Source organism: Candidatus Defluviilinea gracilis, assembly GCF_057138825.1.
The window spans coordinates 26,932-43,625 of record NZ_DBNHEF010000054.1 but is presented as its reverse complement, the minus strand read 5'-3'; the positions used below and the strand labels follow the sequence as shown (position 1 = coordinate 43,625).

The window sequence follows — 16,694 nt, the reverse complement described above, 5'->3', positions numbered from 1 at the left end:
GAACTCTGTGGCAAAGCAAAGTTATTTCCACTGAAAATCGGGGCTCATGAGAATCACTTCGACCATCGCGGGCAGGACGTAATCAATGTGATCCTGCGGCAATTCATCTTGCGTTCCATAGTCCTGCGCCATGACCGCGATCACTGCCTGACGGTCCGCGTCGGACATGGGGCGATTCAAGATGCGCGGAATCCAAAAGTCCGCGAGGGATTCGGCGGTGCGGAGTTCGGCGGGAGTCTGTGCAACGATGTCCGTGCGGATGATGCGTTGTTGTTCCTCGTCGTCCATCCAATTTTCAGTGATGCCGACCGCAAAGTTCCAACGATACAACAAAGACATCGTGTTCGCCCACGCCTCTTTGACATCGGGATAGCCATCAGGCGGACGCCGCTCGAACATGGCTTGACCCATCATCCCGCACATCCATGCGATTCCGCCAGGAAGTTTGGTGAAGTCCGTGTTGACGGCGCGCATCATCGAGATGGCGGCTTCGATGGGACGTTTGATCTTCGCGCCCCACGTCTGTTTGAATTCGGGCGAAAGCAGGATCGTCTCGACCACGCGCTTGAGTTGATCGGGCGCGGTCAGGTTCGCCATAAAAGTGGACGCGGCGGCTTCCACGACCGAATCAGGCGGATTGTCCGAAATGAAGCGGCGAGCGAGTTTGCGCGAAATGAATCGCGCGGTGCCAGGATGATACGCGAGCAAATCCAACACGTCGCGTCCATCCTTCATATCTTCCTGATCGGCGGGGATGTATCTTCCGAGGATCAATTTATTGAAGCGGTCGTGCCACGGCTTGTAATATAAAAAGCGCCCCGTCTTCTCGACGCCGTCTTCGTACTCGTAAATGTCGTCGTCCACGCGCCAGCCCGTGAGCGCGCGCGCAGATTCATAAACGTCGTTATCCACATAGCCGATTGCGATGCCATTCGCATCTTTCGCGATGGTGTTCGGGTCTTGCACGCCGAAATAATTTTCCGCGCCAAGCGTGTGCAGTTCGAAAAGTTCGCGCGCAAAATTTTCATTCGGTCCCGCATCCGATGAATTGTTTTGATTCAAGTAATACAACATCGAGGGATGCGTCGCCACCGCTTCAAGCATTTGCCTGAAGTTGCCGAGCATGTGCGCGCGCAACACGTCGCGGTTGTATGAAGCGAGCATCGGCACGCCATCGTCCTGCCAAAAATAAACATTGAAATGATTGTGCCAAAAATCGGCAAGCACTTCGACGAGTTGTTTTTTGCTATACACCGCGCGCAAGAAAGTCGCGTCCACTAATTCGTACGCGGGTTTGGAATACCAATCCCAATATGCTTCATCATTTGAATCATACGGGTTGCTGGCGATGTGATCGAAATACAATTCGTCCTGCGTTTTGTGCAGTGTTTCAAATCCCGCCGCGGCGTAACGCGCTTCGAACTCGCCGTCGTCAATCGTATCGGGATTCAATTGTTGCGCAACGTAATTTTGCAGACGTTCATCATCCGTCGCGCCCAACGCGTTGAACGCGTCGAGGTCGCCGACGCGCGCTCCGTACGCCATGCGACTCAACGCGATGATTCCCAACGCAACAGGCGGAAGCACAGGTTCGAGAGGAATGCCCGTCGGATTCATCGGCGGCTCGACCACCCGCGTCGGGTCCGGACCTGGAAACTGCTCCGGCGCGCACGCCGCCAGCGCGGCAGACGTTCCCGCGAAAGCGCCCATCAACTTGAGAAAATCCCTGCGATTCATTTTGGTTCTTTGTTGAAGCATATTTACATCTCCTCGTGAAAACGAAGCGGAAGTGTATCAAAACTTTTTCCACCCCTGAAATCACCCGTTGGTATAAAAACTTAATCATTGACACTGTATCCTTGAGGGGAGCATTCATCCTAAACGGCCCCCAAGACCCCGAAGGGGTCAAATGATCGTAGCAATGATGTCGCACCAAGGGCGATCAACCCCGAAGGGGTGTCAGAGGCGATAAAGATATGTCATCCCTTCGGGATTTGAATCGATGCTGCCAATTTTCTATAACCCTGCCATCCCTGCGGGATTGACATGGTGAGTTTCTAACCAGCAACAACACCAAATATTTCATGAAACGCTTCCACAATCTCCTCTTTCACGCGCTCCATCGAAGGCGGTTCGGGGAATAGATCGGCAAGCGAGACAATTGGCTCATCCTGCAAACCGCAGGCGATGATGCCGTCCCAATATTCCATGTCGGGATTCACATTCAACGCAAAGCCGTGACGCGACACGCCGCGCGCGTCCACCTTGATGCCGATCGCCGCGATCTTGGCTGGCTTCTTCCTATCTTCCGGCGAACAGCGCGGACAACGTGAATGCACATCGGCTTGAATCCATACGCCGGTTAAACCTTGGCGTTGTCCCGCTGCGAGACCGAGTCGCGCCAAGGCGGTGATGATGGTCTGCTCCAGTTTGCGGACGTAGCCGACGTAATCGGCTTCGGGGATTCTTCCATCAGACCTCACAGGTCTCAGAGACCTGTGAGGTCTTAACGGAATGAGTGGCAACAACGGATACCCAACCAATTGACCCGGTCCATGATAGGTCACGTCGCCGCCGCGATCTACCCAGTGGATGGCGATTCCTTTTTCTTTCAGTTGCGATTCGCCCCACAGCAAATTTTCCTGTTTGCCGCGCCGACCGAACGTGTAGACGTGCGGATGCTCAAGAAGCAAAAGAGTCGGCGGGCGCTTCCCCTCCGCGATCTCTTCCGCGTATTGATCCTGCAACTTCCACGCGGATTCGTATTCGATCAAGCCAAGGTCTTCAACAACAAAATTCATTTTGAAACTGGCAGACGCGCGGGTCTGCCCCTACAGAAATATTCTCCGATACAAATCCGATTCCAACAAACTGTTCGGATCGCATCGTTTTTTGAGTTTCTTGAACTTCTCAACCGCTTCATCCCCAAGGAATTTTCGAGTTGACTCGGCGGTCGTCTCGCTGTTCTTGGCGAAATAGAATCGCCCGCCCGCATCCAGCACGATGCGGTCGAACTCTTGCAACACCGCTGACAACTTGGCGCGATTCGAATCGGTCACTTTGAAATCCAACGCGAGCGAGAAGCCGTCCACGCCGTGTGTCAGCAGAAATTTATCGGGGCGGTGACGTTTGGTCACGCCGAGATAAGATGGTAACTTGTTTCGATGTGAAAATCGAATCATTTCGCGCCACGCATCCTCTGCCGTTTCTTTTGGGAGGAACGATTGATATTGGATCAACCCGCCGCGCCCGAAGGAACGTTCCCAGCCGGGCGCGTAATCCAACAGAAAATGAAACTCATCGTGCGATTGTTGAAACGTATGCGCGCGTAATGCCAGTAAATACCTGCCGATGTTGACAAAACGCATCCCAATATTATTCATCATCGGCTTCATGAAATAATACAGCATGGATTTCGGCACCACGCCGAAAAAACGATCGGGCAAATGTTGATTCGAAAGGTCTTCAGTCTTTTGCGGATTCGGGTCTTCGCCTTCGTTGAGTTGCCTCGCGGCGTGGATCTGTCCGCGCCCCAAACTGTTTCCACTCGCAAACGCGTCTAGCCAGCCGACGATGTAATCATGGGTTGGCGCGTGTTCGCGCAGGTCGCTTAAGTGTCGGCTGAGATCCGGCGCGTGCCAGGCGTCCACAGCCACAAGTCCGGAAAAGATGCGTTTCATCTGTAACGTGATGGAAGTAAAGACTCCGAGCATCCCCAGCCCGCCGATCATCGCGTAAAACAAATCCGCGTTTTTCTTTGGCGCGCAAGTGATTAACGCGCCGGTCGACAGCATCGCGGTAAATTCAATCACGTGTTCGCCGATGGGACCGACCTGAAAATTATTTTTTCCGTGGATGTTCGCGCTGAGGCATCCGCCCAGCGTCGTTTTCATCGTGCCGGAGACGACGGGGGGCCACCAGCCGTCGGGTTCGACTCTCTGCCACAACTGTTCGAGCGTGACGCCCGACTCGCATCTCACCACGCCTGAGGCTGGGTCCCATTCGGCGATCTGATTCATCCCCCGCATATCCAGCACGATGCCGCCGCCGTTAAGCGACGCGTCGTTGTAACTGATGCCCGTGCCGCGCGCGGTCACTTTCAACCCGAGTTTCTTCGCGAGTTGAAACGCTTCGTAGATATCTTCTGTACGTTGGATTGGAATTCGATACGATGAGGCTTGGAACGAATGACCGAAATTTTCGAGTTTTGTGAAGGTGTGGTTGAGGTTGAGGGACATTGCAAAACTGGAGACTAGAGACTGGAGACTAATCTCTAGTCTCCAGTCTCTAGTCTCTGCCTTTAGAATGACAATCTTCTAAAAATAAACGACGGCGTATGTTGGATCGCCAGCATGATCCAACGCCAGATCGGCGCGGTGTAAATGACCTGCTTGCGTTTCTTCATCGCTTTCACAATATGCTCTGCGGCTGTAGAGGGTTCAATGGCAAACGGAGTTGGACCGAGCGCGGCTTTGAGCATTTCAGTTTTCATGAAGCCGGGTTTCACCGTCAACACGTTCACGCCGTGACGGGTGAGCCTGTTTCGCAACGCTTCGAGGTACGTCGTCAGCCCGGCTTTGGAGGTGTTGTAGCCGGGATTTCCAACACGCCCGCGATCGCCAGCGACAGAGGAAATGCCAACGATCTGTCCCGCCTTTGCCGATTGGAACATTTCGGCAATCGGCGTGAGCCATGCCATCGCGCCGATCAAATTGACTTCGATCATCTGGCGGTCGTTCTCGAAGTTGTATTTGTCCATTCCGCCGGGCGGTTGGTTGACGCTGGCAACATAGACAACCGCATCCAAGCCACCGAGGTCGGCAACGATCCTGAGGAGCAGGTCTGGAACTTTATCGTACTCCGTCACGTTGTGCGCGTATGAGCGAGCGTTCCCGCCTTGTGAATTGATCTCCTGACACAGCGCGTCCAGCGCATCTTTTCTACGAGCTAGCAGGGCTAGGGAATAGCCGTCTGAGGACAGTTGGCGGGCAAGTTCCGCGCCAAGTCCATCCGACGCTCCGATGATAAGTCCGCGGCGGCGTGGATGAAGTGGAGTGGCTGGGGCAGGTATGGGTGGGAAAGACACGATTCCTCCAGATATGGGACGCTCTCCATTGTAGCATATCCATTTTGACAAGGTTGTAATGGGCATGTAACCCCATCATCGCCCATGCTGGTTATAATTTGCGCCATCATGGTCAAACAGGACAAATGAGTCAGTCCCTTGCGTCGGGATCATGATTAAATCTAGGTTCTTGTGTGAGTATATGGACGATATCCGATCCAAAATTTTAGAAGACGCTTATCAGGTGTTGGAAACTCAGGGCGAATCCCCGATTGCGCGGGAATATCTGCTCAAACTCTTGGATGTGCTTTCCGTCGCCCTGGAAAAATATTCGCAAGGCAATCCCGAAGAATCGAAAAATCTGGCATTGCAGTTGATCGATCATCGCGCCATGCTGATGATGCTCAAACAACAGACCGATGAACTGGACGCGCTCAAAAAGTTGAGCATCAATCTCACCTCCAGTCTCGAACTGGCCGATGTGCTCAATGCTGTGGTCACCGAGGCGATGCGCCTGGTGTTCAACGCGCGCGATGTCAGCATTTTTCTTTATGACGACCAGAAACTCTCGTTCGGCGCGGCGCTCGATTCGGAAGGCAAGCGCAACAAACCGTTCACCAAACCGAGAGGCAACGGGCTAACCTATACGGTTGCGCGCACCGGGGAGATGATCATCGTTGAGAGCACGCGCGCCCATCCGCTCTTTAAAGATATTGCGGATAATTGGGCGGGTTCTATAATCGGAATCCCTCTCAAGGTGGGGAAAAAGGTTGTCGGCGTGATGAACCTCTCCCGCGTGACGGCGGGAAAATTTTCGCATGCAGAACTGCGCCTCTTGAGCCTGCTTGCCGACCAGGCAGCGGTTGCCATCTCTAACGCCCGCTTGCACTTGATGATCAGCCGACAGGCATTCAGCGATACCGTCACCGGGTTACCCAACCGTCGCGCGCTCGATGAACGGCTCGAAGATGAAGCATCCGCCGCGCGCAGGAATAACTACTCCTTTGCCGTAATCATGATGGACCTCGACGGGTTCAAGGAAGTTAACGATACCTACGGGCATGGCATCGGGGATGAGGTATTACGCTATGTTTTTAATTTCATGGCGCGAGGCGTCCGCAACACAGATTTTCTGGCGCGTTACGGCGGCGACGAATTGACCCTGATCCTCACCCAGTCCGATTTATCCTCCGCCCGCATCGTAGCCGAAAAAATCGTCGAAAGCATGCAAAAACTCAAGTTCAAATTGCCCGACGGAAAAAACCTCAAACTTGGGATTTCCGGCGGCATCGCGCTCTACCCCATGCATGGTCGCACCGGTTCGGACCTGTTACGCGCGGCGGATGCGGCGCTCTATCAGGCAAAAAAATACGAACGCGGTTCATTTCAGATCGCGCGCGGGGTTACCGCTCCGCTCTCGAAGATCAAACTTCCCGAATAAGAGCCTCCGCTTTACAACGCGGGTTATAATCGACGAAAACCAAAGTGACAGCCGCCTTGAAGGTGACTGCCGCTTCTCACGGAGGACTCTTCATGCCGCCCAAAGTAAAAATCATCCTCAACCCCATGGCAGACATGGGCAATGCCTGGCGCGTCGCGCGCGACCTGCGCTCCATCACCGCACAACACGGCAACGTCACATGGAGCGGAACGGTCTACCCGGGTCACGCAATTGAATTGGCGCGTGAAGCAAGCGAGGAAGGCTACGAACGAATCATCGCGATGGGCGGCGATGGCACAGTCCATGAAGTGGTCAATGGAATCATGCAGGCGCCTGAGCATAAACGTCCCATTCTCGGAGTTGTCCCCGTCGGCTCAGGCAACGACTTTGCGCACGGCATCGGCGCGACGAAAAAATCAAATGAAGCGCTTGCGCGCGCGCTGAGCGGCGAAGTCTCCACCGTTGACCTCGGCTTGATGACCGACGGCGGCGGGCGCAAAGAATATTTCGACAACACGCTCGGCATCGGCTTCGGCGCGACGGTCACGATCCGTTCGCATCGCCTGCCCCTCTTGCGCGGCTTCCTCATGTATCTCACATCCGTCATACAAACGATTGTCATCGATCATAATCCCATCGCCATGCAGATCGAAACCGACACGGAACAATGGGAACAAAAAGTCATCTACCTCGTGCTATGCAACGGTCCGCGCGAGGGCGGCGGCTTCCTCATCGCGCCCGAAGCAAAAATCGACGACGGCATCCTCCACTACGCCATGATCACCGACGTAAGCCGCGCCATGATGTTCCGCATTTTGCCTGAAGTGATGAAAGGCACGCACGGACGATTCAAAGAAGTCAAAATGGGCACATGCAAAAAATTCTCGATCATCGCAGACCGCCCGCTCTACATCCACACCGACGGCGAAATCTTCTCAGGTCCAGGCACCGATGTCCGCAAAGTGAGTTTTGAAATTTTGCCGAACGCGCTCAAAGTTGTGCGCGGGTAATTACTCCCTGCTGTCCGCTTTCTACCGTAGAATATAGAAAGTGGAAAGTAGATATGCCCGACTTAATCCATTCCCTCCTCAACCAAGACATCGGACACCTCCGCATCATCGCGGATCTATGGGGACTCGATTTGGATTCTACGGATTCAGATTCAGCGCGGGATGAACTGTCCGCTTCTCTCCTCGACTTCGACCTGCTCGGAGACCATTTAGCCTCTCTCCCCCCCGAAGCGGCCTCCGCCCTCGCCGCCCTCCTCGCCTCCAACGGGCGGATCGCCTGGGCGGCGTTCTCGCGTCAATTCGGCGACATCCGCGAAATGGGCGCAGGCAAACGTGACAGGGAACATCCGCATCGCAGTCCCATATCGGCGGCAGAGATTCTTTTTTATCGCGGCATACTGGCGCGCGCGTTCTTTGAAACAGACAAAGGCTCGCAGGAGTTCGCGTATATTCCAGATGATTTACTCAAACTCATCAGCCACAGAGACACAGAGTCACAGAGAGAAATTCAAAAAGAATCTCCGCGTCTCCGCGACTCTGCGGCAATAATTGATCCATTGGGTCGCCCCGCCTCCCCCAACGAAAAAGGGACGGAGATTCCCGCCGACGATTCCATCCTCGACGATGCAACCACCCTGCTCGCCGCGCTGAGAATGGGTCGGGCGGATTGGCAATTTGACCAACGACTCGCCGCATTGCTTGCCGCTGCAAATCTCATTACGAACAACAACATCCAAACTGAACTTGTAAAAACTTTCCTCGAATCCCCACGCGCGGACGCGTTGAAGATGCTCCACGACTCATGGCTCGCAAGCGACTCGTTCAACGAACTCAAACTCATGCCGAACATCGTCTGCGAAGGCGAGTGGAACAACTCACCGCGCGAGACACGCAACACGATCCTCGGGTTCATCAATTCTGTCCCTGCCAACAAATGGTGGAGCGTGGCAAGTTTCGTCCAAGCGATAAAGCAAAACCAACCCGATTTTCAGCGTCCCGCAGGCGACTATGACTCATGGTTCATCAAACGCGCCTCCGACGGGCAATACCTGCGCGGCTTCGACTCATGGAACGAAGTGGACGGCGCGTTGATTCGATATTTCATCAATATTCTCCATTGGTTGGGGAGGGTTGATCTTTCGATTGCAGAGGGAACAACAGAACCCACTTCTTTCCGAATCAAGTCGAAGGTTGAAAGTCACAGGTCAGACCTTCGACCTTCGACCTTTGACGAGAGAGGCAAGGTTGCTGTTGCTTCCAATGGAAAAATTTCTATTCCGCGAGATGCGCCGCGCGTGGTTCGTTATCAGATTGCTCGTTTTTGTGAATGGGAAGACGATGGTTCTGACACATCACTTCGAAAATATCCCGCCAGTAGGAGCGCATACAAATATCACATCACTGCGCGATCGCTGAAACACGCCAAAGAGCAGGGACTCAAAGCCGAGCAATTGTTGTCACTGCTGGTGAAGCATACCGACAACAAAGTCCCGCCGCCGCTGGTGAAAGCGCTCAAACGCTGGGAGGCTAAGGGCACCGAGGCTCGGGCGGAGACTCAAACCATCCTACGGGTGAGTCAGCCCGAAGTGTTGGAAGAGATGCGTAAATCGCGGGCGGGAAAATTTTTGGGCGAGGTATTAAGTCCAACGGCGGTCATCGTCAAAAGTGGAGCCATCCAAAAAGTGATGGAGGCGATGATCGAGTTGGGCTTGTTCGCAGAGGGGAATGATTAGCCGCCCAACGCCATCACAACGGCTTTATTGATGTCGAGCGACTTGCCGCGTTCCAGTTCGAGTTCGATATCGTCGGTTCTTTCCTGTTTCATTTCATCGAGGATAATTTGAATATCGCGATGCGTGTCGCTATTGGCTTCAGGGTGATGCAGGCACGCGCCAAGGACGCGCAAGGCTCGTTCGCGTTGTCCTTCAACGCGCAAGACATAAGCATAGCCAACCAGTGAAAAGATGATCCACGAGCCGAGGTCGTTTTCGATGTTGAGTTGCAACGCCTCGCGCACCGACGCATAGGCTTCGCGAATTTCACCCAGCCCCGCCTGAGAATACGCGAGATTGACGAGCATGATCGAAAGCGCGTAGCGGTTGCCAAGTTCGCGGGTGATCTTGATCCCCTCCACCGTGTGCAGTCTGGCTTCGGCATAGCGTTTTTGAATTCGCAGTAACTCGCTCAGGTTACTTTCGGCGCGCGCCAACCCGTACCGGTCGCCGGAGGTTTTGCAGATCCCGATCGCTTGCAGGTGATACCGTTGGGACGATTCGTAGTCGCCGCGGTTGACACTGCTCATTGCCAGCATATTCAATGAAAACGCCTGCGCAATGGCATCGCCTGTTTTTTCGGTAATCGCGTAACTTTCTCTGCCAAACTGCTCCGCCTCTTCGTAAAGCCCCTGATAGTGATAAATGTAGCCCAAACTCGCCAGAGCATAGGCGGTGAGGTCGAGATCGTTCAACTCGCGCGCGATGGCAAGACTTTGCTGAAAACAGGTTTGGCTCACGTCAACATTATTTTGCTCCAAGCCGATGCGCCCGAGGCGGGCTAATGCCTTTGCCTTCAGGGCATGGTCGCCCGCCGAATGAGCCAGCGCGATACATTCCTCGAAGCGCGCCTTGGCAGTGGGGTAATCCGTCAGCCAGAGACAGGATGCGCCGATATGAAAAAGCATGAGCGCCCGCATGGCGGGGTTTTTATCCTCCGATGCGGCAATGATCGCCAACGCCCGCTCCGAGGCGGATAATGCCTCGTGGTACGCGCTCAGCCGCAGAGATTGGTCCGCCGCGCGTTCGAGAAAGTCCACCGCCCGCGTGGTGTCGCCTGCCAGTTCGTAATGCTGGGCGATCAAGCCGAGATACTCGCCGATCCGTTCGCCGCTTTGTTGGATCAGCCAATCTGCCGCCATGCGATGATACAGTTTGCGCCGGGCTTTGAGCACGCGCTCGTACGTCACCTCGCGCAGGATGGCATGTTTGAAAATAAACTCCTGCGCTCCTGCAAAGGCAGATGGCTGGTGGGAAAACACCAATTCCTTCGTGCGCAGGGCTGTGAGCGCGGAATGAACATCGTGACCGCCCGCCAGCGCCCGCGCAGCCTCGGAGCCGCGCATGGCTTCAACTGCCGCATCCCAAAAGGTGCGCCCGATCACGGCGGCGCGCTCGAGTACGTCGCTTTCGGTGGAAGGGAGTCGGTCGAGACGCGCCTGCAACACACCGGTCAATGTGGCAGGAACGCGCATTTGCGTAAGCCGTTGCGGCACGATCTGCCAGGCTTCATCCCCTTTCACAATCACTCCATCTTCGATCAACACCTTGATCAATTCTTCCAGGTAAAACGGATTCCCCTCCGCGTTCTTTGCCACCGTTTCAACCAGTTCGCGCGGCAGGTCGTTGACGTTTTGCAAAATGTTGCTTGCCAATGCGCGGCTCGATTCGATATCCAGCGATTTGATGGCAATGATCTCGCTCAACGGAAAATCCGCGCCCCAATTTGGGTGTATTTCATCCAGGATCGGACGCGCCGTGCACAAAATGAACAGAGGCAGGGCGGAATCCAATTTCGCAAGATAGTCAATCAACTCAAGCGAGCCGTTATCTGCCCAGTGAATATCATCAAGCAAGATCACAATGGGAAATTCGCGGGCAACCCCGGCAAAAAATTGCGCGAGATGGCTAAATGACCGCGCGCGAATCTGTCGCGCATCGTTGCGAATACCGCGCAAAAATTCGCTCTCTGAAAAATCAAACCCGATCAACTCGCCGATGAACGCGGCGCGTTCCTCGCTCCCCTCGCCGATCATCTCGGTCATGCCTTTTCGCAATTTATCGCGCGCTTCCGCCTGCGTGTCGCTGTCCAAAATCTGAAACCGTTCACTTAACACGTCGCGTAATAAACTGTATGGCAAGCTGGTTGTCTCCTCGTCCGCGCGTCCCTTGAACAAAAAGAAATCTGTCGGGTGAGTATCGAGCCAGGCTTCGAATTCGTAGATCAAACGACTCTTCCCCAAACCCGCGTCGCCTTTGACGACCGCCAGCGTAACGCGTTGATTCGTCGCGCACTGCTCGAGCGCCTGTTTGATGATGGAGAATTCCGCTTCGCGCCCGACCATTCGAGTGGATACGCCTTCGACGCCGCGTCTCCCCAGCCTGAACGCCCGCGGGCGGACGCGCTGTACCACATACGTCTGCAACGGCTCCGCTTTGCCTTTGACAGTAATCGGGGTCTGAATTTGCACATCGAACACCCCGCGCACGAGCTGATAGGTATCGTAGGAGATCAAAATCTGGTTCCCGCCTGCCGAGGTAACCAAACGACTCGCCGTGTTCACCGTATCTCCCATTGCGGTGAATTCGCCCTGCGTGCCGATAGAACTCAATAAGACTTGCCCGCTATTAATTCCCACCTTCAAACTAATAGACATGTTGCCCGCATTCTCTTTGAAAATTTCCTGCATCTTTAACGCGGCGCGGATGGCGCGTTCGGCATCGTCCTCGCGGGCGGCATCGGCGCCCCAGATCGCCATGACCGAATCGCCGATGTGTTTGTCGATATGCCCGCCATATTCTTGAATGACGCGGTCGGCGCGAATCCACAAGTGATTGACGAGGTTCGCCACATCTTCCGCGTCCATGGTTTCGGAGAGCGCGGTAAACCCTGAGATATCGGCAAAGAGGACTGAGACCAGCCGCCGTCGGGCTTGATTCGCCGCATCCTGCTGGGCAGATTGCCGCTCCAGTTCATCCAACTGTCCGCGCAAGACGGCGAGGGTGGTATCCACCACAGCATCCCCCAGTGTTGAGCGCATGGTTTCCTGCGCGGCGATGGCGGTTTTGAGATCGGTGATCTGCTCGGGGATGGCTTTGGCATTCATAGAATGAACGAATTATACAGAGGGACTGTTGGAAATGTATTCTTTTTTCATGACGGCTTTCGCTAAAAATGATGACAGGTGAAGAGGTGAAAGTTGCTATAATCTCTGCGCAGATAAAGGCGCGTTGAATTACCAATTACAAATTACGGTTTACAATTCTCCAATCTCTAATTCTCTACTCTCTTTTTAGCAGGAGTTCCCATGACAAACAAACTCACTTGGCTCGCGCAGGAAATTGACGGATTGAAAGAGCAGGGATTGTACAACCGCATCCGCACGATCGGCTCGGCGCAGGGCGCGCGCATTATCGTGGATGGAAAAGATGTGCTGAATTTTTGCTCGAATAATTATTTGGGCTTGGCGAATCATCCGAAGCTGGTCGAAGCCGCAAAAGAAGCGACGAAAAAATATGGCGTGGGTCCCGCCGCAGTGCGGACGATCGCTGGCACGACCGACCTGCATGTGCAACTCGAACAGCGGCTCGCAAAATTCAAGGGCGCGGAGGATGTCATCACGTTTCAATCGGGCTTCACCGCAAATCTCGGAGCGATCTCGGCGCTGGTCGGAAAAGAAGATGTGATCTTTTCGGACCGCCTGAACCACGCTTCGATCATTGACGGGTGCCGACTCTCGGGCGCGAAGATCGTCGCGTACGAACATAACGACGCGAGCGCGTTGGAAGATGCGATCAAAGAACACGCGTCATCTTTCCGCCGCGCGTTGATCATCACTGACGGCGTCTTCAGCATGGACGGCGACATCGCCCCTCTCCCCGCTCTGGTTGAGGTCGCAAAGAAATACGATATTTTATTTATGGTAGACGACGCGCACGGCGAAGGTGTGCTCGGCAAAGGCGGACGCGGCATCGTGGATCACTTCGGCTTGCACGGTCAAGTGGATATTGAAGTCGGCACGATGTCGAAAGCGTTCGGCGTCGTCGGCGGAATCGTCGCGGGCGATAAAGTCATCATCGAATGGCTACGTCAACGCGGACGACCGTTCCTGTTCTCATCGGCAGTCACCGCGCCCGATGCGGCGGCATGTTTGGCGGCGGTTGACCTGCTTGAAGAATCAACCGAACTTGTGGATAAACTTTGGGACAACGCCAAATACTTCAAGACTGAAATGAAGAAACTAGGATTCGATACAGGCGTCAGCGAAACTCCCATCACGCCCGTGATGCTCGGCGAAGCGTCGCTCTCGCAACAATTCAGCCGCGAACTCTTTGAGGCAGGCGTGTTCGCCATGTCCATCGGATTCCCCACCGTGGCAAAAGGCAAAGCGCGGATTCGCGTGATGATCTCCGCTTCGCACGACCGCGATGATCTCGGTCAGGGGTTGGAGGCGTTTGCGAGGGTTGGGAGGAGGTTGGGAGTGATTCAGTGAGTCGGTGAGAAAGTGATCAGTTATCAGTCATCAGTGGACACGACCTCCAAGTCAAAAACTCGGAGGTCGTGTCTACGTGTCTACCTGTTTACCTATCTACCTACTCTGACGGCACGTACGCGCGCAAGAATTATCTTGCATACGAGTCTAGAAACTCATCCCATGAGGTTTGGATAGCGAGATCGATCATTGAACGATAGTAAAGATAGTCGGGGTCTTTTTCGGAAGCCGTTGAAATATGATAGATCGTGATGCCGTTCGCGCCGCTATATTCTTCAGCGCGTTTTTCAAACAAGACCACCTGCCGGACCGCATCCATCACCGCCTGACTCTTGGTTTTTATTTCCCGATCGGCTACATTACGCTCCAATTCATACGCCATATCATACAAGTCTTTGTCCATTGGCGCATCCCAAAAAGACTGCGTGGCTTCGAACGCGCGTTGATACTCCGCGCGGTTCTCGGGCAATCCGTTCAGCAAAGCGATAGACCAGTCGTCCACAGCGGCAAGAAGCGTATCGAGACGGGCATCAGTAGCAAGCGCAGACCAGGTCTTATCGTATATTGCGCTCTGGCTGGTGGCAATCGCCACGTCATCGGCGTTCATATTTGGGTTGGCAAGTAATTCGGCAAGGAGAACATCATATTCAATTCCATAGTCCTCCACGTATTCCTGCGAACTGGTCAGGGCTGTGCTGTACCCGCGCCAAACCTGCAACATTTCAAGAGACGCCATGTTGCATCCGTCATAACCCACCACATCGATAAAGCCTAAAGATGGAATGGCGTTTTTCAATTCGTCGTAATCGAGCGTGTCGCCGTCCGTCTCGTCGATCAGAACCCAGCCGGGATGCCAACTCCAACCGTGATCCCAAAAATATAACGCGTAGTGATCGGCAGGATAGTTGGCTTTCGACCAGGCGATAAATTCGATCAAAGTTTGCGCGTCGCCCATATTTCTCTCACCCCAATCCGCTACCGCGTTCGCCGAATCTGCGGTCATCCCTTGTGTAACGTAAAACAACTTCGTTGTCTGCCAATCGCCTTGACTGATATCGTACCCTGGGGCGCGGTCTGCCAACACGAGAACATTGACATCCTGACTCGATCCTGTACTAGCAAGTTCATCTTCAATATCCGGGATCACATACTCTTCCAATTCATTATCCCCCACCATGTACACCATCACTGTCCATTTGTCCTGCGCCGCCAACGCGGCGGGCGCGGCGCAAGATTGCCCAACGATGAGCGTAAACCAAACGAACAGAAAAGAAATTCTATTTAATAATTTTGTTGACTTGCGCATTGTCTTTTGCCATAGACCGGATGTGGCGCAGTGTAGCACAGGAGAGACCTGCCAGCAGAACAGGAAAGTTACAACCTGCGTTTTTTACGCCGTCTCCCCCTCATCATCATCGCTTCGATCCATGCGGCGAGCGGTTCGGCGGGCGGATAGGGTTGCGCGTCAAACGATTCTTTTCCGCAGGACGATAACACGCGGTTCGCGGCTTCGAGTCCCGTCACGCAGGCGCGTTCTAAAAAGAAGGCGGGAGTTTCATGCCGCACCCAATCACCCGCGCAGAAAAAATTTTCCCATGGCGTTTCAACACCAAGATGCGTGCCGCGCGCGCCCAACGCGGGCAATGTATGGGTCGCGGCGTTGCGTTGCAGATGCGGCTTGATGAGATGTCCCTTCAATTCGGGGAACGCGCGATAAAAATCCGTCAACACAGTTGTCAGCAGAACGGCGTCGGTTTGTTGCAACACGTCCTCGGGTCCGTACACGTGGACTTCGATGCACGCGCCGCCCGTCTCGTTGCTCCACGCGCGATACTCGTCGTAAATTTTATCGAGCCAGAAAAAATTGTGCATCACAAAGTCGCCGCTGAAAATTCCCGCTTCGGGATGTTTGCGCGGTTGTTTGCTAAACCATAATCGAATCACCACGTGGGCGAGTCCATGTGGGAAGAACAAACCGTCAGTGTGGAAACTGTTGAGGATGAGCGATTCAGCCGAAGGGGAGTCGGAAGCGAGGATGACGAAGCGGGAACGAGTCGAAGAGGGGATTCCATCTGACTCGTAGTGCGTAATCCAATCATCATCTTTTTCAACACGCTTCACACGCGACTTGAACCTGAGCGCGCCTCCGTGTTGCATGATCTTCGCCGACAATTTTTCGCACACGTCGCCGCCGCCGTTGGGAAGATAATCGAAGCGCCACGCGTCGCGCCGCATCACCGTGTAAAAACGGAGGAAGGCGAGGAAGCCCGCGAGCGGAACATCGTCGGGATTTGTGGAGAGCCCGTTGCGCGTGAGACCGAAGAACAACGCGCGGAATGCGGGACCCCAACGCTTGAGCGATTTGCCAAACGTGAGCCCTTCGAGCGGCTGGTCTTCCACGAACGGATCGATGCCGATGGACATGAGGAGCGTGCCCCACACATGGAACAGCGACGCCCAATCGCTGAGGCTGAGCATCCACATAAATTTTGGATGGAATAACAACGGCAGATAATGAAGCGGCGCAGGCAGGATGCTGTTGCGAATCATCGAGCCGATATTCACGCGCCCGATAAAATTGTTTTGACGATAGATCCATTGCTCGTCGTTGGCAGGGATGAGGCGGTCAATGATCCCCTGCCGCCGCAACATCGTTTTGAGATTCAAATACGACGACCAGATGCCATGCACGCCATGTTCGTTTGGGAATTTCCACCCGTTGATGTTGATCTCGTCTTTGCCCGACAATCTTCCGCCTGCGCGTTCATCCGCTTCGAGGAGGAGCGGCTTGAGTCCGCGTTCGGCGAGGTGGAGCGCGGCGGTGAGTCCTGCCACTCCCCCGCCGATGATGATGGCGTCGTAGTGTTCGTCCATTGCGGGGATTATATGTCAGAACGCATTTCCATTTGGTTG

The 16,694-nt window shown here is 54.3% G+C and carries 11 protein-coding genes; 4 read left to right on the top strand and 7 right to left on the bottom strand.

All coding sequences use genetic code 11. From position 1 onward, the window contains the following. Nucleotides 1-21: 21 nt before the first annotated feature. From AC16KF_RS08375 to AC16KF_RS08360, 4 genes are all read right to left on the bottom strand, one after another. Nucleotides 22-1,758 (bottom strand): DUF1800 family protein, encoded by a 1,737-nt coding sequence (locus AC16KF_RS08375; protein WP_484036856.1) that lies wholly within the window; start codon nucleotides 1,756-1,758, stop codon nucleotides 22-24. Between the two features lie 299 nt (nucleotides 1,759-2,057). Next, entirely contained in the window at nucleotides 2,058-2,801 is a 744-nt protein-coding gene (locus AC16KF_RS08370; protein ID WP_484036855.1) for a lipoyl(octanoyl) transferase LipB, read from the bottom strand. Nucleotides 2,802-2,831: 30 nt separating this feature from the next. Continuing rightward, on the bottom strand, nucleotides 2,832-4,238 hold the full coding sequence (locus AC16KF_RS08365; protein ID WP_484036854.1) for an FAD-binding oxidoreductase: 1,407 nt from the start codon (nucleotides 4,236-4,238) through the stop codon (nucleotides 2,832-2,834). 62 nt (nucleotides 4,239-4,300) lie between these two features. After that, nucleotides 4,301-5,086, bottom strand: coding sequence for an SDR family NAD(P)-dependent oxidoreductase (locus AC16KF_RS08360; RefSeq protein WP_484036853.1), 786 nt, complete (start codon nucleotides 5,084-5,086; stop codon nucleotides 4,301-4,303). Between the two features lie 181 nt (nucleotides 5,087-5,267). Here AC16KF_RS08360 and AC16KF_RS08355 point away from each other — a divergent pair, with 181 nt between their 5' ends. From AC16KF_RS08355 to AC16KF_RS08345, 3 genes are read left to right on the top strand one after another with little or no spacing between them, the layout of a single operon-like run. Continuing rightward, nucleotides 5,268-6,506 (top strand): sensor domain-containing diguanylate cyclase, encoded by a 1,239-nt coding sequence (locus AC16KF_RS08355; RefSeq protein ID WP_484036852.1) that lies wholly within the window; start codon nucleotides 5,268-5,270, stop codon nucleotides 6,504-6,506. A gap of 44 nt (nucleotides 6,507-6,550) precedes the next feature. Next, nucleotides 6,551-7,516 (top strand): diacylglycerol/lipid kinase family protein, encoded by a 966-nt coding sequence (locus tag AC16KF_RS08350; protein WP_484036851.1) that lies wholly within the window; start codon nucleotides 6,551-6,553, stop codon nucleotides 7,514-7,516. A 53-nt stretch (nucleotides 7,517-7,569) separates the two neighbouring features. Then, nucleotides 7,570-9,249: a helicase-associated domain-containing protein gene (locus tag AC16KF_RS08345; RefSeq protein WP_484036850.1), complete on the top strand. Its 1,680-nt coding sequence runs from the start codon at nucleotides 7,570-7,572 to the stop codon at nucleotides 9,247-9,249. Here AC16KF_RS08345 and AC16KF_RS08340 read toward each other — a convergent pair. Continuing rightward, a complete protein-coding gene (locus AC16KF_RS08340; RefSeq protein ID WP_484036849.1) occupies nucleotides 9,246-12,395 on the bottom strand; it encodes an ATP-binding protein in 3,150 nt (1,049 codons plus the stop codon). The two genes, AC16KF_RS08345 and AC16KF_RS08340, sit on opposite strands and share 4 nt — an antisense overlap. A 201-nt stretch (nucleotides 12,396-12,596) precedes the next feature. Between AC16KF_RS08340 and AC16KF_RS08335 the strand changes: the two genes are divergently transcribed. Beyond that, nucleotides 12,597-13,781: a glycine C-acetyltransferase gene (locus AC16KF_RS08335; protein WP_484036848.1), complete on the top strand. Its 1,185-nt coding sequence runs from the start codon at nucleotides 12,597-12,599 to the stop codon at nucleotides 13,779-13,781. 130 nt (nucleotides 13,782-13,911) lie between these two features. Here the strand turns inward: AC16KF_RS08335 and AC16KF_RS08330 are convergent, their stop codons facing one another. Further along, nucleotides 13,912-15,087 (bottom strand): clostripain-related cysteine peptidase, encoded by a 1,176-nt coding sequence (locus AC16KF_RS08330; RefSeq protein ID WP_484036847.1) that lies wholly within the window; start codon nucleotides 15,085-15,087, stop codon nucleotides 13,912-13,914. A 68-nt stretch (nucleotides 15,088-15,155) separates the two neighbouring features. Then, entirely contained in the window at nucleotides 15,156-16,655 is a 1,500-nt protein-coding gene (locus AC16KF_RS08325; RefSeq protein ID WP_484036846.1) for an FAD-dependent oxidoreductase, read from the bottom strand. Between the last annotated feature and the right edge of the window lie 39 nt (nucleotides 16,656-16,694).

Coding starts and splice junctions, on each gene's coding strand:
- AC16KF_RS08365 (WP_484036854.1), bottom strand. CDS start 4,238: ATGTCCCTCAACCTCAACCACACCTTCACAAAACTCGAAAATTTCGGT.
- AC16KF_RS08340 (WP_484036849.1), bottom strand. CDS start 12,395: ATGAATGCCAAAGCCATCCCCGAGCAGATCACCGATCTCAAAACCGCC.
- AC16KF_RS08370 (WP_484036855.1), bottom strand. CDS start 2,801: ATGAATTTTGTTGTTGAAGACCTTGGCTTGATCGAATACGAATCCGCG.
- AC16KF_RS08325 (WP_484036846.1), bottom strand. CDS start 16,655: ATGGACGAACACTACGACGCCATCATCATCGGCGGGGGAGTGGCAGGA.
- AC16KF_RS08335 (WP_484036848.1), top strand. CDS start 12,597: ATGACAAACAAACTCACTTGGCTCGCGCAGGAAATTGACGGATTGAAA.
- AC16KF_RS08330 (WP_484036847.1), bottom strand. CDS start 15,087: ATGCGCAAGTCAACAAAATTATTAAATAGAATTTCTTTTCTGTTCGTT.
- AC16KF_RS08355 (WP_484036852.1), top strand. CDS start 5,268: ATGGACGATATCCGATCCAAAATTTTAGAAGACGCTTATCAGGTGTTG.
- AC16KF_RS08375 (WP_484036856.1), bottom strand. CDS start 1,758: ATGCTTCAACAAAGAACCAAAATGAATCGCAGGGATTTTCTCAAGTTG.
- AC16KF_RS08345 (WP_484036850.1), top strand. CDS start 7,570: ATGCCCGACTTAATCCATTCCCTCCTCAACCAAGACATCGGACACCTC.